Annotated in this window: 20 protein-coding genes; 2 read left to right on the plus strand and 18 right to left on the minus strand. The window is 70.0% G+C overall.

The features are described 5' to 3' along the window. The first annotated feature begins 12 nt into the window (after positions 1–12). Positions 13–1,566 (plus strand): fumarate hydratase, encoded by a 1,554-nt coding sequence (locus WDZ95_RS11165; RefSeq protein WP_425778385.1) that lies wholly within the window; start codon positions 13–15, stop codon positions 1,564–1,566. A gap of 11 nt (positions 1,567–1,577) precedes the next feature. Beyond that, positions 1,578–2,387, plus strand: coding sequence for a glutamate racemase (gene murI, locus WDZ95_RS11170; RefSeq protein ID WP_425778387.1), 810 nt, complete (start codon positions 1,578–1,580; stop codon positions 2,385–2,387). Between the two features lie 4 nt (positions 2,388–2,391). On the opposite strand, the gene WDZ95_RS11175 is transcribed toward murI, so the two are convergent. From WDZ95_RS11175 to WDZ95_RS11260, 18 genes are all read right to left on the minus strand, one after another. After that, positions 2,392–3,696 carry an MFS transporter gene (locus WDZ95_RS11175; RefSeq protein ID WP_425778389.1) on the minus strand — a complete coding sequence of 435 codons (1,305 nt, stop codon included), beginning with the start codon at positions 3,694–3,696 and terminating at the stop codon, positions 2,392–2,394. A gap of 78 nt (positions 3,697–3,774) precedes the next feature. After that, entirely contained in the window at positions 3,775–4,398 is a 624-nt protein-coding gene (locus tag WDZ95_RS11180) for a DUF6806 family protein (protein WP_166225701.1), read from the minus strand. A gap of 279 nt (positions 4,399–4,677) precedes the next feature. Next, positions 4,678–5,169, minus strand: coding sequence for a hypothetical protein (locus tag WDZ95_RS11185; protein WP_425778391.1), 492 nt, complete (start codon positions 5,167–5,169; stop codon positions 4,678–4,680). Continuing rightward, the gene (locus WDZ95_RS11190; RefSeq protein WP_425778393.1) at positions 5,166–5,624 is read right to left on the minus strand and encodes a D-Ala-D-Ala carboxypeptidase family metallohydrolase; all 459 of its coding nucleotides are present in this window, start codon (positions 5,622–5,624) and stop codon (positions 5,166–5,168) included. Before WDZ95_RS11190 ends, WDZ95_RS11185 begins: the two co-directional genes overlap by 4 nt. Continuing rightward, positions 5,624–6,082: a hypothetical protein gene (locus WDZ95_RS11195; RefSeq protein WP_425778395.1), complete on the minus strand. Its 459-nt coding sequence runs from the start codon at positions 6,080–6,082 to the stop codon at positions 5,624–5,626. The genes WDZ95_RS11190 and WDZ95_RS11195 overlap by 1 nt, the downstream gene beginning before the upstream one ends. Continuing rightward, entirely contained in the window at positions 6,079–6,336 is a 258-nt protein-coding gene (locus WDZ95_RS11200; protein WP_425778397.1) for a hypothetical protein, read from the minus strand. The genes WDZ95_RS11195 and WDZ95_RS11200 overlap by 4 nt, the downstream gene beginning before the upstream one ends. 3 nt (positions 6,337–6,339) lie before the next feature. Then, positions 6,340–6,588, minus strand: coding sequence for a hypothetical protein (locus WDZ95_RS11205; RefSeq protein ID WP_425778399.1), 249 nt, complete (start codon positions 6,586–6,588; stop codon positions 6,340–6,342). Beyond that, a complete protein-coding gene (locus tag WDZ95_RS11210) occupies positions 6,585–6,788 on the minus strand; it encodes a hypothetical protein (RefSeq protein ID WP_425778401.1) in 204 nt (67 codons plus the stop codon). Before WDZ95_RS11210 ends, WDZ95_RS11205 begins: the two co-directional genes overlap by 4 nt. An 11-nt stretch (positions 6,789–6,799) precedes the next feature. After that, positions 6,800–7,231 (minus strand): hypothetical protein, encoded by a 432-nt coding sequence (locus WDZ95_RS11215; RefSeq protein WP_425778403.1) that lies wholly within the window; start codon positions 7,229–7,231, stop codon positions 6,800–6,802. A gap of 63 nt (positions 7,232–7,294) precedes the next feature. Next, the gene (locus tag WDZ95_RS11220; RefSeq protein WP_425778405.1) at positions 7,295–7,576 is read right to left on the minus strand and encodes a hypothetical protein; all 282 of its coding nucleotides are present in this window, start codon (positions 7,574–7,576) and stop codon (positions 7,295–7,297) included. Positions 7,577–7,585: 9 nt separating this feature from the next. Next, complete coding sequence (locus WDZ95_RS11225) at positions 7,586–8,608, minus strand: hypothetical protein (protein WP_425778407.1); 1,023 nt, start codon at positions 8,606–8,608, stop codon at positions 7,586–7,588. Positions 8,609–8,611: 3 nt separating this feature from the next. Beyond that, positions 8,612–10,390: an SGNH/GDSL hydrolase family protein gene (locus WDZ95_RS11230; protein ID WP_425778409.1), complete on the minus strand. Its 1,779-nt coding sequence runs from the start codon at positions 10,388–10,390 to the stop codon at positions 8,612–8,614. 2 nt (positions 10,391–10,392) lie between these two features. After that, complete coding sequence (locus WDZ95_RS11235; protein WP_425778411.1) at positions 10,393–10,674, minus strand: hypothetical protein; 282 nt, start codon at positions 10,672–10,674, stop codon at positions 10,393–10,395. 10 nt (positions 10,675–10,684) lie between these two features. Further along, a complete protein-coding gene (locus tag WDZ95_RS11240; protein WP_425778413.1) occupies positions 10,685–11,053 on the minus strand; it encodes a hypothetical protein in 369 nt (122 codons plus the stop codon). Then, positions 11,053–11,541, minus strand: a complete 489-nt coding sequence (locus WDZ95_RS11245) for a hypothetical protein (RefSeq protein ID WP_425778415.1) — start codon at positions 11,539–11,541, stop codon at positions 11,053–11,055. The genes WDZ95_RS11240 and WDZ95_RS11245 overlap by 1 nt, the downstream gene beginning before the upstream one ends. A 167-nt stretch (positions 11,542–11,708) precedes the next feature. Next, positions 11,709–14,120 (minus strand): hypothetical protein, encoded by a 2,412-nt coding sequence (locus WDZ95_RS11250; RefSeq protein WP_425778417.1) that lies wholly within the window; start codon positions 14,118–14,120, stop codon positions 11,709–11,711. Between the two features lie 3 nt (positions 14,121–14,123). Further along, positions 14,124–15,542 carry a hypothetical protein gene (locus WDZ95_RS11255; RefSeq protein WP_425778419.1) on the minus strand — a complete coding sequence of 473 codons (1,419 nt, stop codon included), beginning with the start codon at positions 15,540–15,542 and terminating at the stop codon, positions 14,124–14,126. 10 nt (positions 15,543–15,552) lie between these two features. Next, positions 15,553–16,227 carry a hypothetical protein gene (locus WDZ95_RS11260; protein ID WP_425778421.1) on the minus strand — a complete coding sequence of 225 codons (675 nt, stop codon included), beginning with the start codon at positions 16,225–16,227 and terminating at the stop codon, positions 15,553–15,555. Position 16,228: the final 1 nt, after the last annotated feature.

The following is a 16,228-nucleotide window of genomic DNA, read 5'->3' on the forward strand; positions in this document are numbered from 1 at the left end:
GCGAGACCCGCCATGCCCACGACCATCCGCCAGAACGACCTCATCGAATCCATCGCCGGCGCGCTGCAGTTCATCAGCTACTACCACCCGGCCGATTACATCGCCCATCTCGCGCGCGCCTACGAGCGCGAGCAGAGCCCTGCGGCCAAAGACGCGATCGCGCAGATCCTCACCAACAGCCGCATGAGCGCCACCGGGCACCGGCCGATCTGCCAGGACACGGGCATCGTCAACGTCTTCCTCAAGATCGGCATGGACGTGCGCCTCGACGGCTTCAAGGGCAGCCTCGAAGACGCCGTGAACGAAGGCGTGCGCCGTGGCTACAACCACCCCGACAACAAGCTGCGCGCCAGCGTCGTGGCCGACCCGCACTTCGCGCGCAAGAACACCAAGGACAACACGCCCGCGGTGATCTTCACCGAGATCGTGCCGGGCAACACCATCGACGTCACCGTGGCCGCCAAGGGCGGCGGCAGCGAGAACAAGACCAAGTTCGTCATGCTCAACCCCAGCGATTCGCTGGTCGACTGGGTGCTCAAGACCGTGCCGCTGATGGGCGCGGGCTGGTGCCCGCCCGGCATGCTGGGCATCGGCATCGGTGGCACGGCCGAGAAAGCCATGCTGCTGGCCAAGCAGTCGCTCATGGAAGACATCGACATGTACGAGCTGCAGACCAAGGCCGGCAAGGGCGAGAAGCTCTCGCAGGTCGAGGAGCTGCGCCTGGAGCTCTACGAAAAGGTCAACGCGCTGGGCATCGGCGCACAAGGCCTGGGCGGCCTCACCACCGTGCTCGACGTGAAGATCGCCATGTACCCCACGCACGCGGCGAGCAAGCCCGTGGCCATGATCCCCAACTGCGCGGCCACGCGCCACGCGCACTTCGTGCTCGACGGCAGCGGTCCGGTCTACCTCGACGCGCCCAGCCTCGACCTCTGGCCCAACGTCAACTGGGAGCCCGACGCGAAGAAGAGCAAGCGCGTCAACCTGGACACGCTCACCAAGGAAGAGGTCGCGAGCTGGAAGCCCGGCGATACGCTGCTGCTCAACGGCAAGATGCTCACCGGCCGCGATGCCGCGCACAAGCGCATCCAGGACATGCTGGCCAAGGGCGAGAAGCTGCCCGTGGACTTCACCAACCGCGTCATCTACTACGTGGGCCCGGTCGATCCGGTGCGCGACGAGGTGGTGGGCCCGGCCGGCCCCACCACCGCCACCCGCATGGACAAGTTCACCGACATGATGCTGAGCCAGACCGGCCTCATCGCGATGATCGGCAAGGCCGAGCGCGGCCCGGTGGCCATCGAGTCCATCAAGCAGCACAAGAGCGCCTACCTCATGGCCGTGGGCGGCGCGGCCTACCTCGTGTCCAAGGCGATCAAGCACGCCAAGGTGGTCGGCTTCGAAGACCTGGGCATGGAAGCCATCTACGAGTTCGACGTGGTCGACATGCCCGTGACGGTTGCGGTCGACGCGGGCGGCACCAGCGCCCACGTGACCGGCCCGGCCGAATGGAGCCAGCGCATCGCCGCAGGCGAGTTCAAGGGCATTGCGGTCGCGGGCGCCTGAGCCCCGGCACCGTGAACCCCCGGGGCCCCGCGGTCGGCGTCTTCGACAGCGGCATCGGCGGCCTGAGCGTGCTCCGTGCGCTGCGCGAGGCCCTGCCGCAAGCGCGCTTCGACTACCTCGCCGACAACGCCTGGGCGCCCTACGGCGAGCGTCCCGCCGACGCGCTGCGCGAACGCGTCGCGGCCCTGGTGCGCGGCTGGCGCGCGCAGGGTGCGCTCGACCTGCTCGTGCTCGCCTGCAACACCGCCACCGCGGTCGCCATCGACGCGCTGCGCCACGAGCACCCCGGGCTGCCCATCGTGGGCATCGAGCCCGCCGTGCGCCCGGCCCTGGCGCTCACGCGCAGCGGCGCGGTCGGCGTGCTGGCCACGCGCGCCACGCTGCAGAGCGCGCGCTACCAGGCCCTGCGCCAGACCACGCTGGCCGCTGCCGCGCCCGGCCTGCGCGTGCACGACCGGCCCGCCGACGGTCTGGCCGCGGCCATCGAACGCGGCGACGAGGCCCAGGTGCAGGCGCTGTGCCGCAGCCACCTGCAGGCCCTGCTCGACGAAGCGCCGGACATCGACACCGTGGTGCTGGGCTGCACCCACTACCCGCTTGCCCTGCCCGCCTGGCAGGCCGCACAGCCGCACCCGCTGCAATGGATAGACCCGGCCGAGGCCGTGGCCCGCCGCGCGCGGCAGTTGCTGGGCCCGCGCGCCGACGCAGGCCAGGGCGGCCTGGTGTGGCACGCCACCGGCCGCCCCGAGCCCTTGGCCCAGGCTGCACACCACTGGCTCGGGCTGGAAGCGGCGGTGGCGCCGCCGGGCTTCGCGGTCTGAGCGCTCAGCGCGCGGGCGGCGCCGTGAGCGCCGCGTCGCGGCCGCGCCGCATATCGATCGGCAGCAGCAGCGCCAGACCGACCACGAACATCAGCGCCGTCGACACGATCGCCAGCCGCTGGTTGCCCCCGGTCATCCAGGTGATGGCCCCATAGCTCAGCGGGCCCACGATGCTCGCCACGCGCGTGGCAAAGGTCCAGAGGCCGAAGAACTCCGCGAGCTGCGCGGGCGGCGCCAGCATGCCCGCCATCGCGCGGCCGGCCGACTGGCTGGAGCCCATGCACAGGCCGGCGATGGCCGCGGCCCACCAGAACTGGCCCTTGGTGGTGCTGAGGGCCGCGATGATGCAGGTGGCGATCCAGCCCAGCAGCGTGAGGCTCAGCGCGAGCTTGTGGCCCAGGCGGTCCTGGCCGTAGCCGAAGGCGAACGCACCGGCCATGGCCGCGAGGTTGAGCACGAAGATCAGCATCATGGTTTCCTGCTGCGCGAAACCGATCACCTGCTCGGCGTAGATCGCGGCCAGCGCCACCGCCACCGCCACGCCGCCCTGGTAGGCCGCGGTGCAGGCCAGCAGCCACATGAAGTCGCGGTAGTGGCGCGCCTGGCGGAAGGTGACGAGCAACTGCCGCAGCGACGCGCGCCAGCCGCCTTCGCGGCCCGGCTGGGGCTCGGCGCGCTCACGCAGCAGGCCGAGCGTGAACAGCGAGGCCAGGCCGAACATCGCGGCCGTGACGATCATGGTGACGGGCACGAACTGCGCCCCCTTCTGCCCCTGCGCCTGCGCCCACAGCACATAGCCCAGGCACAGGCCCAGCGTGAGCATGCCGCCCACATAGCCCAGGCTCCAGCCCCAGCCGCTCACACGGCCCATCGCCTGCGGCCGTGCGAGCTCGGGCAGAAAGGCCGCCACCAGCGACTCGCCCCAGGCGAAACACACGTTGGAGGCGATGATGAGCAGCACACCCAGCGCGACCGCGCCGGGCTGCACCAGCGCCAGCCCCGCCGTGCAGGCCACGCAGCCCACGGTGGTGAGCATGAGCAGGCGCTTCTTGGCCGCGTTGCGGTCGGCCCAGGCGCCGAGCGCGGGCATGGTGAACATCACGATCAGGTGCGACACGCTGAGCGCCGCGGTCCACGCGAAGGTGGCCCAGTCGGCCCCGTCGGCCACCGCGCCGACGAAGTAGGCCGCGAACACCGCGGTGAGCACCACCGTGGTGTAGCCCGAGTTCGCGAAGTCGTACATCGCCCAGCCGAACACCTCGCGCTTGCGCACGCCAGGGTTGAGGGCGTCGGTGGAAAAGAAAGCCATGCGGACTCCGGCAGCAGCGCGACGCATCGCGCGATGCCCGCGAGTCTAGTCGGGCCGCGTGGCGGAGGTGCTTGGCCGTCAGTGCAGGTGGCGCGGCTTGCGCGGGCCGCCGTGGCCCGAGGGGCCGTGGCCGCGCGGCGGCTTGCCCAGCTGCATGGAATTCACGAGCGCGTCGAAGCGCTGGGTGAAGAGCTTGTCGATCGAGGCCACGACCTCGCCGAGTTCGGACGCATCGAAGTGACGCTCCATCACCTGCACCACGTCCTGCACCAGCAAGTCGCGCTGCACCTGCATGATGGCCGCGGGCGTGGGGCCCACGAAGCACATCAGGAAATCGTCGCGCGCCTCTTCGGTGTTCTCTTCGTCTTCTTCGTCGTACTCGGTGTCGTAGAAGGACACCTCGAGCGGCGCGCCGGCCGATGCGATCTCGTTGAGGCCCATGCAGGCGTCTTCGATGGCCTGGCGGAAATCCTCGTCGCCCGGCACGGTCCAGCAGATCTGCAGCGTGTGGCTGTCGGCGTCGAAGCGGATGCCGGGTTCGTCTTCGTAACTGCTCTCGGCCACCGCCGCGAGCGAGCGGCCGCCCGCGTACTGCCACAAGGCCTTGAGCGCCTCCTGGATCTGCTCGAACACCACATCCTCGCGCAGCGGCACGTCACCATGCACGTGGATCTCGAAAGGGGCGTCGTATCGGCTGCTCATGAACTCACTCCACCGGCATGGCCGGCATAGACCTGCAGTGACCTGGCGTTGGTGCCTCGAACCAGCACCTGCAGGCCGCATGAATCGCGGCTTTTGGCCGGATTCGGGGGATTGGATGGGGGATGACGCGCGGCCGCGTTCCCCCGGTTGCCCAATTGTCCCACAGGGGTCAGAGGCCGATCAAAACCCGCTCAAGAAACGAAAAAAGCCCCCAAGCCCGAAGGCCTGGGGGCGAACCTACCGAGTGGCAACTGCGGGTAGGAGGAGACGACTGGGTGGTCAGGGCGGCTTGGTCAGGCTGTCCAGGTTGCGCTTCAGGGCGTGAGCTGCTGCAGAGCACGCTGCCGCCTCGACTCCAAATCGCTCAACGTCAACTCGACATCGCGCAAGATCTCCGCTGACGGCCTGGGCATATCGACGGACACCGTCGGCACTGGCGGCCGCGATTCGGGCGTCGGTGTCGGCTTGCTGGTCGCGCAGCCGCTGGCCAGCATCACGCAGGCGATTGCGCAGGGCCAGCACCTGGCCCCGCTCTTGTTGGTAAGCATCCTGGGCTCCTTTGACGGCGACGGTGAGGCGGGAGACTTCCCGCAGGGTTTCGCGCAGGCGCTCGCTTTCCTGCTCGGCGTGCACAGCTCGGGTCTGTGCGTGGGCGGCTTTCTCGCGGTCCAGGCGCACGGCATGCGTGCACGAGGTGGCGATCGCGCCGGCGCAGATGGCCGCCCAGACCCAGCCGGGGATGATGTCGAGCAAGCCGAAGATAGCCTTCATGCCAGCGCGTGGATGCCCGCCCGGGCACCCGCGTCCGTGATCGTGATGATCCGGTTGATCACCTTGGCCGGCCGGCGGGTGCTCACGTGCACCCACTGCTTGCCCTTCACCCCCTCAAGGATGAGCTGCTCGATGCGCAGCGTGCTCACCAGGGGCGCCAGGGTCGAGGCGATCAGGTAGGGCGTGCCAAAGCTCGGCGCCAGGATGTCGGCGGCCTGGCCGGCCATGTGGTCCGAGCTGGTGGCGCCTCCCACGGCTCGGTTGACCTCGGGCGAGCGGTAGCCGCTGGTCACGATCACCGGCGCGCCCAGGGTGTCCCGGATGCGCTCGAGCATCTCGGCCGTGGTCTGCAGGGCCCGGATGACGTCCGCGGGCGGCGTGTTGTCCAAGCGCAGGCGCTCGGCCGTGGTGCTGCGCGTGAGCTCGGCCAGGGTGAAGTGCGGGGTGAGCTTCATCACTTCTCCCAGTCGGTGACGGTCGGCCACCAGGCGCGCTTGTTGGCCTTGAGCCGCGCGTGGCGCTCCACGCACATGCGGCGCGTGTCGGTGCTGGCCTTCACCAGCGCGGCCCTGTCGTAGCAGTCGATGGCGACGTTCTCGCGCCAGAGCCGATGAGCCGTGCCTACCGTGGCGCTGGCGGCCTGCACTTCCATGGCCTTCGGCCACACAGCGCGCAGCACGGCGTCGGCGCCGCAGGCCGATACCCGCTTGGGCCAGGACACACCCTCGACCAGCCCCATGTCGCCCGACTTCGAATTGCACAGCCAGTAGGCGTGGCAGTACCTGGTGGACTCACTGACCACTGGCAAGCCCTGGGGGTAGCCGTTGACCATGGGGATGCACATCGGTGGCGAGGCCTGGGCATGTGCGAACAGGGGCGCGATCAGCGCGAGGAAGAAGATCAGGCGTTTCACTGGGTGGTCTCCAGGTAGGTGGCGGGGTGTGGCGGCTTCTCTTTCAGCGCGGGCATCTGTGCCCACTCCAGCATCGGCGCCGGCGTTCCCGGGCCGCTGCAGATCTCGCAGTACGCGCGGAAGCCTTCGCGCAGCTCACGGACCGCGCGGGCGATCTCGATGTTCGACCATGACCTCTCCGCGATCAGCTCGACGCTGGCGAAGCGCGCATCAAGCGAGCGCGCCGCGCGGTAGGTCAGTTCGGGAGTGCCCATGCCTCAGGCCGCTTGGTCGGCGTCCAGCTTGGCCTGGCGGATGATCCGCACCACCGGCATGGCGACCGCGAGCAGCAGGTTCAGCTTGATCGCCGTTCCCGGCTCGAGATAGCCCTGCAGCAGCGGCAGCAACTGAACCAGCTCGGCGTGGTAGATCTCGGCGGAGGCCAGCAGCGCAGAGAGCACCGCCAGCCAGACGGTCCAGGCGCGGCGCAGCACCCGGGCCCAGTTGGGGACCAGTTCGATGTTCATTTGACGTACCCCTGAGACTTGGCCCAGATGAACAGACCGACGGCCAAGGCGCCGACGATCCACATGAACTTCGAGACCACCCCCCTGCCCACCTCGCGGTAAACCTGGTCGGTCAGCTTGGCGACCGCTTTTTCAGCGGCGCGCTCGGCAATGCGCTCGATCTGCTCGTCGGTGAGCTGGCCCCAATTGGAATCGGTCATGTCACCCACCATCACGGTTTGCCGACGTGGTAGCCGGCCGGGTCGTAGGGCCCGAGCAGGTCGCTTTCGAACCACTGCGCGATGCGCGCGCGCCAGCTGGTGCCGGCGTGGTGGCGCTCCAGACGGGCCGAGACCGTCCACTCGCCCCACCTGGGCGGCTCGAGCAGCAGCACGGTGAACACCACCACGTTGGCCAGCACGTCGAGCACGTAGCCCACGAGCAGCGCGGGCGCGCCGAGCACCAGGGCCGCGCGGCTGAGCGTGCCGGCATTGCGCGCGCGCTTGAGGTTCATCACCGCGAGGTAGAAGATCCACAGCAACCACAGCAGCAGCGCGATGCGCGGGCCCGCGGGGATGAGCCACAGCAACGCGATGGCGTCCTTGACGATGGTCGAGGTGAGCGGCAGTGCCTGTGTGATCAGGCTGAGCAGGTCGGTGTCCATGGCCGGCGATGCTCGGCGCGGGCGCGGCGCGCGCAGCCGGAAAGTGATCGCCGCGCGTCGCGATCAGGTTTCGCGCACGATGATCAGGATCTCGACTTCCTTGGTGCGGCCGCCCGTGGTGGTCAGCTGGATCGTCACCTTGTACTTCTGCCCGGTGGTGCCGCCCGACATCCAGACCTTCACCTTCTTGCCCAGCACCAGGCTGTTGACCAGCGTGATGCCCGCCTCGGGCGTGACGACGGCGCTGGCCGCGGTGTCGGTCAGCGCGTCCAGGTACTGGGTGAAGTCGATGTCGTAGTCCTGCACGTCGGCAGGCTGCTTCGTGAAGCGCTCGAGGATGGGCATGGTGTGGCCTCAGACGGTTACGGTGAAGGCGCCCGCTGGGACGGCCACGGTGGTCTCGTCGGCTGGCACGTAGGCGGTGAAGTTCTCGGCGGGCACGATGGCGGTGATCTCCGGCGCGGGCACGGCGGCCACGTACAGCGACGGATCGGTGCTCAGCGCGCCCAGGTCGGCCACATAGAGCGAGACGCTGGTCGGCGCCGAGGCGAGCGCGACAACTGCAGCAGCCACAGCCGAGCTCACGCTGCTGGCCATGCTGACCGCCGCCGCCACGGACGTGCTGGCGCTGCCCATGGCTGCCACGGCCATGGCCACGCTCGCCGCAGCGGTGCGCGCGAACTGCACGGCGCTGTCCAGCATCACCGCTGCGCTGCGTGCCTCGCGCACCGCCACCTGGGCCGACGCGCCCGCGCTGCGGGCCTCCTGCACGGCGAGGGTCGCGGCCGTCGAGGCCTGCGCGGGCGTGCTGACGGCGACAGCCACGGCGGCCGATGCCTGGCGCACCTCCATCACGGCAGCAGCCACAGCGGCGGCCGCGGCCTTGGCCTCCTGCACGGCCAGCGCAAGCGAGGTGACCTGTGAAGCTGCGCTTGCCGAGGTCTGGACCATGAGGCTCACGCTCGCCGAGAGCGTGCCCGCGGACTGCACCTGCAGGCTCACGTCGGTCGAAGCGCTCAACGCGCGCTGCACGGCCAGATCGAGCGTGGCGGCCGCGCTGAGCGCGCGCTGCACCACTGCGTCAGCCACGGCGCCGGCCGAGCGCAGATCCTGCACGCCAAGGGTGACCAGCGCGGCCGCGGCGCGCGCCTGCTGCACGGCCGCGGTGAGGTCGGCCTGCGAGGTTCGCGCGGTCTGGAGCGCCGCGGCCAGGCTGGTGCTCGCGGTGCGCGAATCCTGCACCGCCAGGGCCGTGCTCGCGCTCGCGGCGCGCAACACCTGAACTGCAGCCGTGAGGGTCAGGGACGCAGTGACCGGCGCTGCACCGCCCTCATCGACGTAGCCGTCAACCCAGTAGCCGCTGGCGACGTATGCCATGGCTTACACCCAGTCGCCGCTGTTCATGAAGTTGTTGGAGCCGACGCGGCGCGCCTTGAAGAACGAGCCAGCGAGGACCGTGCACGCGCCGGACGCCGCCGTCTGCGAGAACTGAGGCGTGAGGTTGCCCGCCGTCGTCGTTCGTACCACGCCGCGGACCTTCACGACGCTGCCCGTCACCGTGCTGGCCGTCGTGACGTTGCGGGCCGTGTTGAAGGTGTTCGAAAAGCCCATGCGCAGCGCCGTGGCCTGCGTGGTGTCGTTGGCCTTCGCGCCCACGAACGACCAGCGGATCGACGCGCCGGACAGCGCCGCGAAAAGCTGGTTCAGGCCCGCGCTCGTCGTGCCCTGGGTCACGTAGAGCTCGCCCTCAAACTCGTAGGTCGAGTTCGGCAGCAGCGGCAGGCTGCCTGCCGACGCGAACCAGGTCTGCGTGCTGGTGTCGTTCGTGCGCGCCTCATCCGCGGTCAGGCGGCGCTCGGACCAGGCGTTGATGTCGGAGGGCGGCGCGGGCGCGAACTGCGGCACCACGATGCCGAACATGGCCGACAGCGCCTCGAGGATCTTGGCGGCCCACCAGCGGCCGATAAAGGCGTAGCCGTCGGCATTGAAATGGTTCGACCCGTTGTTGTACGTCCCGAAGTTGTTCGACGTGGACGTGCCGTGCACGGGCCCGGGGCCGCCGCTGTTGACCGCAGGGACGAACCGGATGAAGGGGTCGTTGGCCTCGGTAACAGCCTCCTGCACCGCCGTTTCGTATCCCTGCACGAGCGTCAGGACACCGGCCTCGGCCAACGATTCTGCCGGGTTCAGTTCCTCGCCGAAGATCAAGATCGGCACGTACTTGCCCAGCGCCGCGCGCGCCTGCGCGAGCTCCAGGGCGACCGCGGCCTTGTAGGTCGCCGTCGACGGCGCAAGCTGATAGTCGTTGACCGACAGCCAGAAGATCAGCATCCCGACCTCGGGCAGCGCCGTCCAGTCAGCGCGCCGCGCCGCATAGGTGTTCTTGGTGCCCCCGTCCGTCGCGATGAAACCGGTGCCGAACGCGCCGCCCGCGCGCACATCCAGGATGCCCAGGTGGTCGGCAATCACCGCCGCCTTGCCGTCGCCCTTGTAGGCGTTGCCCGAGGACATCAGGTTGCTGTCGCCCACCACGTATATCGGCGGCAGCTGCGTGCGGCTGGGCGTGATGATCGCATCGCCCACCTTCACCGAGGCACGGCGGAAGGCCATGCCGTTCTGCCCCTCGACCGTGATGAGCCGGCGGTCTCGAGTCGGAAATTCCAGGGTGTACCAGCGTGCGCCGCCTGCGGCAGATGTCGTTCCAACCTTGCTGACGTACTGTCCACCAACCTTGAAGCGGTAGCCGTTGGAGGTCACGCTGTCGAGCAGCAGCGCCACGCCGTCGCCGTCCAGCACGAACTCGACCTGCCAGTGAATGCCGTCTCGCGTGCTCCCACTGGTCCGGACCACGGGGAACGTGGTCGCACCGGACACCGTGACCGGCTCGCCGCCGCCGTAGACGAAGGGCGCACCGGTGGCGCCGAACACGTACTGCGTGTAGGCGTCGGGCTCATAGCCCGAGGGTGCTGCGCCCGTGCCGCCCACGGTGATCGTCGGCTGGTCTTGCGCGATGCCCTTGGTGCGGGCGTTGCTGTTCATGGAGCCGACGGCGCCCATGATGATGGCCTGCGCGGTTCGGTGCAGGCGCGCGAAGTTCGCGTCCAACTCCGCGTAGGTCAGGGCCGCCCCCTTCTGCGACCGCAGAACGATCTCGGGCACGCTCAGGCCCCTTTCGCCTGCTCGGCGTGGAAGTCGCGCAGCGCAGCGACGGTGAGCGGCGCGGCGCCGCGGAAGGCACTCTGCACGATCTCACCCTGCTGGCGGGCGATCAGCTTCTCGCGCTCGGCCGCAATCCGGCGGTCGACCTCTGCGCGGATCTGCTCGCGGTACTCGCTGATCGTGCGCATCGCCTCGTTGGCGCTCTCGACCTCAGCGTTCAGGTGCTCGGCGTCCAGGGCCTGCAGCTCGGCCGCGGTGTGGAAATGGATTCCGGACAGGTCCATGTGCACCTCCTCAGACCTGCATGTCCTGCCGGGTCACGATCACCGACTGGCCGTCGGTGAACACGTAGACGCCATCGAGCTTCACGAAGGCCCACTCGATGTGCTCCACCGGCTTGGGCTGGCAGGCGAGCTGCAGCACGTGCAGGCGCGCGGCCAGCTCCTCGGGCGGCATGTCCTGGCGCGTCAGCAGGTCGCTCGCCAGCGCGTTCAGTTGGGGCAGCATGCGCTCGGCCAGCGGGCCACCCAGCGCGCCACGAATGCCGCGGCGCAGCTTCACCTCGCCGTCTGCTTCCAGGCAGGCCAGACGCAGCGCGCCGTTGCTCGCGACGACGGGCTGCCCCTCGTTGCGCACGATGGTGAAGGGTGTCGGCGCGCTCATCAGATCTCGTCCCAGGCGAAGGTGATCGATTCGCTCGGGGTGAGGCCACCCGCTGCCGCCGCGGTCACCTCGGCCAGCAGCACGAGGTGGTCGCCCTTCTCGCCGGCACCGGTGAAGGGGCCAGCGCCCAGGCTCAGCGGTGCGCCCGAGGTCAGCGTGAAGGCGTTGACGTAGCCCGTGCTGGCCGTGCCCTGGGCCGGCGTGGTGTACGCCGCCTGGGCCTTGGCCCACAGGTTCACGCCGGTGCCAAGCCCGCTCGAGCCGTCGGTGTAGGCGCGGATGTTCGTGATCTGCGTGTAGGTGCCGCCGACCAGCAGACGCAGGAACTTCTCGAAGGACCAGTCCGAGCCGGAGCCCGGCTTGACCAGCGGGTTGTTCAGGTCGACCGTGCTGTTGTCGGCCTTCTTCATGCGGACGTTGCCGCTGGTCTTGTCGGTGGTGGTGCCGCCGGCACCGTTCTTCTCGACGATTTGGACAGTTGCGGGCATTGCGGTGCTCCAGAGCGGGGGAGTTCAGACGCCGCGGATGGTCTGTCCGCGGGTCTGCCGCAAGGCCGGAAAGTGATCCCTGGGCCTAGAATTTCCGGATGGACAACGACACCCTGCGCGTCATCCTCGCCGCCGCCCTGGCGCCCCTCGTGTGGGCGCCGGTGCGCTTACTGGTTGACCGCCGCGCCGCCAAGTACGCCGCCCGCGACGCCGCCCGCCGGGAACAGCGCCTGCAGCGCGCGCATCATCTCGGGCGAGAGCTCGCGCGCGGACTGCGCCGCCTGCTGGGCCGCGGGTGACAGCGCTTCGTTGATCGCGCGCTCCGTGCGCATCGCGCCGGTCTTGTCGGCGATCAAGCCCGCCACCTGACCCACCACCGGGATCTTGTCCAGCGTACGGCTCCCCAGGTTCGACAGCAGGTTCATCACAGCGGCGCCCGTGCCGCTCGAGTTGGTGCCGTACTTCGCGCCCGCGGGGATGCTGTTGATGTCGCTGGCCACCTTGCCAGCGAGGTTCAGGCGCAGGATCTCGGCGGGCGTGAAGAACACCTGCAGCTTCTCCGGGCCCAGCGCGCGCAGCGTGTTCAGGTAGCGCTCGGCGGTGAAGGCCTTGTCGCCACTCGCGTTCGCGCCGAAGGCAGCGCGCTTGAGGTGGTCGGCGATCTGCGCGCGCGCCTGGCCCAGCGCCTCGGGGCTGTTCTGCAGGATGTTGCGCATCGCCTGCACGTCGCGCACATCGGCGTTCAGGATGAAGCTGCGCACGAAGCTGTCGGGCGCCTCGCTGTCCAGCGCGGCCTTGAGCGCGGGAGTGGCCTCGATGGTGGCGAAGCGGTCGCGCGCGGCGCGGCGCGCCTGGTCGAAGGCTTCGCGTGCGGCCGCCCCCTCGTCGATCGGCGCGGCGCCGGGCGGAATGGCCGGGCCCAACGCGGTGCCCTGGCGCGGCAGCGGGAATTCGACGTCCGGCGCCAGCGCGCGCGAGCCGGGCGCTGGCAGTGCACCTTGGCCGGGCAGCGCCGTGCGCGAGGCCTCGCGGAAGGCCGCGTCGGTCACGCCCTCGTCGAATACGTCGCCCGCGGCCCGCGCCACGTTGTCGGTCATACCCGCGGCGGCCGGCGCGCGCGCGGCCAGAGGGGTGCCGTGCAGCGCATCGCGGACCACGCCCACGGCGCGCGCCGCTGCAGCATCGCCGCCACGCTCGGCCCGGCGCTGGGCCTGCGACAGCAGCGTGTCGATCTGCACCGCGGCGTCGACGTTGAAAGGCGTCTTGCCCTCGCTGATCTGGTTCAGCAGCGTGCGCACGTCGGCCGGAAGGAAGGCGCCGAACATGCCCTCGTCCAGCGCGCGGTTTGCGTTCTGGCTGAACGTGGCGCGCTCCAGGTCCGCGGCCCGGCCCGCGCTCATGCCGCGGGCGGTCGTGTAGAGCTGGTCCACGTTGGCGCGCACTGGCTCGTCGGCGGCGCGCAGCGCGTTCATGAGGGTCTGGCCAGCCGTCACGCTGTCGGTGGCTTGCGTGGCGCCGAGGGTGTCGAAGATCTCGCCGAGCCGCTGGTTCTGCAGCTGGAAGCGGTCGGCCAGGTCGTTGCCGATGCCGCGCGCGCCGCGATCGAGGCGCACGCCAGAGAGGTTCTTCTCGTTTGCGAACTGCATCGGGTCGCGCGTCATCTGGCCCAAGGTCGGCGCGGCGTCGTTCGTCAGGCCCACGGCCTCGAACTGGGCGCGGCGCACCATGGCGGCCGGATCCATGCGCGCGCCGGCCGTGGTCGCCTCCTCGACCTGGCGGCGCACCGACTGCAGGATGGTGTCGGGCACTTCGCTGGGGTTCATGCCCTGCGACTGCAGCGCGTTGTTCACGCGGATGGTGATGCCCTCCGGCGTCACGGGAACCGCGCGCGCGCCGCGCTGGGTGATCGACTGCACGCCCTTGGCTACGGCCTCGGTGCCCTTGGCCATCGCAGGGGTGAGCACTGCGCCCGCAGTCGCACCCATGGCGGCCTGGCCAGCCTTGGCGCCCCAGAAGTTCTCGGTGTTGTCCACCACAGGCTGCATGAGCGCCGAGACCGCGCCGGCGCCAGCACCGCCCAGGGCGAGCTTGCCCACCGTGGTGGCGCCCTTCACCATGCCGCCGCCCACGTAGTTGGCCGGGTTCGCGAGGTTGCCGCCCAGGCGAGCCCAGTCGAAGCCCGCGTTCGGGTCTGCTGCCGCGCGCTGCTGGTCGTAGCCCTTGTTCACGCCCTTCACGATGGCATCGACTCCCTCGACGCCGCTGGAGCGTGCGACCGGCAGGCCTTTGTCGGCGAGCCAGTTGCCGAAGTTGTCGACGGCCCGGCCCACGCTTTCAGGCACCACGCGGCGCAGGAGCTGCGCGCCCGCGTCCACGGGGTCGCGCAGGCCCATCGCCAGGCCGCTCGTGGGCGCTTCCACCTTCGGGGCAGTAGGCGCGGCCGGCGCCGCGGGCGCAGCAGCAGCCGGCGGGGCGAAGTTCTGCTTGGCGTAGGCGAGCACGTCCTGCTCGCTTGCACCATCAGGCGCGTTGATCTCGTAGGTGGCGCCGTCCGGGCCGGTGATGCGGTACTTGGGCATGGGTCACTCCACACGCTGAATGGACCAGCCGGCGTCATCACCCCAGCTGCTGGATGCGCCGCCCTTCGTTGGACGCATCACCGGCTTCTGCACCTGAGGCTCTGCGCGCCCCGCCGCGATCTCGGCCGACCGGATCACGTTCGCGAGGCGCTCCTTCTTGTCCTCCACGGTCTTCGGGCCGTCGCCGATCTGCGGAAAAAACGACTTCGCGTAGCCGCGCAGTTGCTCCTTGGTGTACGCCGCTCCAGTGCCCAGCGTGAGCGCTGCGTCGAGCATGTCGAGTTGGGCAGCCTCAATCCGCTGGCGAGTTTCGCCGGTGATCATGTTGGCGGGGGTGTCGCCCCCGATCCATGGGACAGCACGCACCGCTTCTGCCGCCATGCCCGGCTTGGCGGCCGATGGGCTCTCTTCGAGCGCGGCCTGCAGCTGCGCTTGCGAGCCGCGCAGCCGCGCCAACAGCGTTGCGGCTTTACGTTCTCCCTCGCTGATGTTGTTCGCTCCTGCGGAAGGCTTGGCTCCCGCAGGCTTCCCATCTGGGCCGATGACCGGGCGCGCTTGGGCAGTCCTGGGGTCAACCAGAAGAAGCCCCTGGTCGGTCTGCTGCAGCGACCCCTTGCTGCCCAGCTCCATCTCCGCGCGCGTCTTCGCCGCGCTCGCGTAGCTGCTTGCCGCCGACGCGCGCGATGCCCCGGCCCGGGCCTTGTCGGCCTCGATCTTCGCCGCGGCCTCGTCCCCGAAGATGGCGCGCAGGCCAGGGTCAACCTGCTGGCCCTGGCCCGTGAACAGGTTGTAGCCCATGCCCGTGTTGCCGATGGCGTCCACCAGCTTCTTGCCCTCCATGGCCGCCTGGGCCTGACCCACGGACGCCGCGTCGCGCTGGCCGCTCAGCACTGCGTCGCCCAGGTCCATGCCGCGCTGCAGGCCCAGCGCCTTCCACAGGTTTTCGACGTTCTTGTCGCCCTGGGCGAGCGCCTGGTTCGCGATGCCCGCGGTGCGCATCACCTTCTGGGCCGTGCCGTCGGTGAACATGGCCGGAGTGGGCAATACCGGGCCCATACCGTCGGGCGCCGGGGTGTACTGGCCGGGCATCTGGCCGGTCTGCAGGTACGACACCAGGTCGCCCTGCTGCGCCGGCGCGACGCCGTGGACCCGGGCCGCGTTCATGAAAAGCGAACCGATCGAGCCCCGCTCCCGCTGGTCCTGCATGTCCAGCACCTCCTGCCCGGCCTTCGCGGCCTGGGCATCGGCCGCGCGCATCTGGGCGCCGCGCAGGTCGCGCACCGCCTGCGCGTCCATGGCCTCCTGCTGAGCCTGCGCGGCCAGCGCCGGGGCCATCGCGATCGAGCGGAACAGGTTGCCCACGCCGCCGGCGAGCTCCTGGCCACCGCCGCCGGCGCCGCTGGTTGCAAGTCGGAATCGCATCGTGCCCTCCTCAGTTCCAGCGCAGCGCGCCGGTGGAATCGACCATGCGCAGGTTCGGGCTGCCGTAGGACGCCGCCTTCGCCGCGCCGCCCAGGCCGCTGGTAGCCAGCCGGCCCGCGCCGTACGCGCTCAGCGCCGCGCCGCCCAGTTGCGTGCCCAGGCTCGGCGTGACCGCGCTGGCGCGGATGTTCTCGATCTCGGCCATGTTCCCGGCGTTGCCTTGAATACGGGCGATCTCGCCCGCGGTGTCGCCCAAACCGATGGCCTCGTTCTGCCGGAGCTGGCCCGCCGAGCCGATGCGGCCCATGAGCCCGGCCAGCTGGCGCAGCGACTCGGTGGTCTTGGCCTTCTCGCGCGCCGTGGCGGCGAGGTAGTCGCTCGACGCCGCCGAGGTCGGGATGGTGCTTCCCACCTGAACACCCTGCGCGGTGATGGGCGTGCCCTGCAACGCCGGCTGGTACTCGGCCTCGAGCTTCTGCGCGATCTGGTCCTGCGCGGCGTTGCGGTCTTCGGCCTGGAACTCCAGCGCCTTCTTCATCGCCACATCGGTGGCCATGTTGCGCGCACGCAGCTGCTCCTGCTGGCTGGCCAGCTGGATCTTCTTCTGGCGCTCAAGCGCCTGGTTCTGGCCGTAGGCCGTGACCGCCGCGCCGGCCAGCATCAGGCCAATGGTGATCGGATCCATG

It is taken from the genome of Hydrogenophaga sp. T2, from assembly GCF_049843535.1.
Classification (GTDB): domain Bacteria; phylum Pseudomonadota; class Gammaproteobacteria; order Burkholderiales; family Burkholderiaceae_C; genus Hydrogenophaga; species Hydrogenophaga crocea.

Coding starts and splice junctions, on each gene's coding strand:
- WDZ95_RS11165 (WP_425778385.1), top strand. CDS start 13: ATGCCCACGACCATCCGCCAGAACGACCTCATCGAATCCATCGCCGGC.
- WDZ95_RS11175 (WP_425778389.1), bottom strand. CDS start 3,696: ATGGCTTTCTTTTCCACCGACGCCCTCAACCCTGGCGTGCGCAAGCGC.
- WDZ95_RS11180 (WP_166225701.1), bottom strand. CDS start 4,398: ATGAGCAGCCGATACGACGCCCCTTTCGAGATCCACGTGCATGGTGAC.
- WDZ95_RS11185 (WP_425778391.1), bottom strand. CDS start 5,169: ATGAAGGCTATCTTCGGCTTGCTCGACATCATCCCCGGCTGGGTCTGG.
- WDZ95_RS11190 (WP_425778393.1), bottom strand. CDS start 5,624: ATGAAGCTCACCCCGCACTTCACCCTGGCCGAGCTCACGCGCAGCACC.
- WDZ95_RS11200 (WP_425778397.1), bottom strand. CDS start 6,336: ATGGGCACTCCCGAACTGACCTACCGCGCGGCGCGCTCGCTTGATGCG.
- WDZ95_RS11205 (WP_425778399.1), bottom strand. CDS start 6,588: ATGAACATCGAACTGGTCCCCAACTGGGCCCGGGTGCTGCGCCGCGCC.
- WDZ95_RS11210 (WP_425778401.1), bottom strand. CDS start 6,788: ATGACCGATTCCAATTGGGGCCAGCTCACCGACGAGCAGATCGAGCGC.
- WDZ95_RS11215 (WP_425778403.1), bottom strand. CDS start 7,231: ATGGACACCGACCTGCTCAGCCTGATCACACAGGCACTGCCGCTCACC.
- WDZ95_RS11220 (WP_425778405.1), bottom strand. CDS start 7,576: ATGCCCATCCTCGAGCGCTTCACGAAGCAGCCTGCCGACGTGCAGGAC.
- WDZ95_RS11225 (WP_425778407.1), bottom strand. CDS start 8,608: ATGGCATACGTCGCCAGCGGCTACTGGGTTGACGGCTACGTCGATGAG.
- WDZ95_RS11235 (WP_425778411.1), bottom strand. CDS start 10,674: ATGGACCTGTCCGGAATCCATTTCCACACCGCGGCCGAGCTGCAGGCC.
- WDZ95_RS11240 (WP_425778413.1), bottom strand. CDS start 11,053: ATGAGCGCGCCGACACCCTTCACCATCGTGCGCAACGAGGGGCAGCCC.
- WDZ95_RS11245 (WP_425778415.1), bottom strand. CDS start 11,541: ATGCCCGCAACTGTCCAAATCGTCGAGAAGAACGGTGCCGGCGGCACC.
- WDZ95_RS11250 (WP_425778417.1), bottom strand. CDS start 14,120: ATGCCCAAGTACCGCATCACCGGCCCGGACGGCGCCACCTACGAGATC.
- WDZ95_RS11255 (WP_425778419.1), bottom strand. CDS start 15,542: ATGCGATTCCGACTTGCAACCAGCGGCGCCGGCGGCGGTGGCCAGGAG.
- WDZ95_RS11260 (WP_425778421.1), bottom strand. CDS start 16,227: ATGGATCCGATCACCATTGGCCTGATGCTGGCCGGCGCGGCGGTCACG.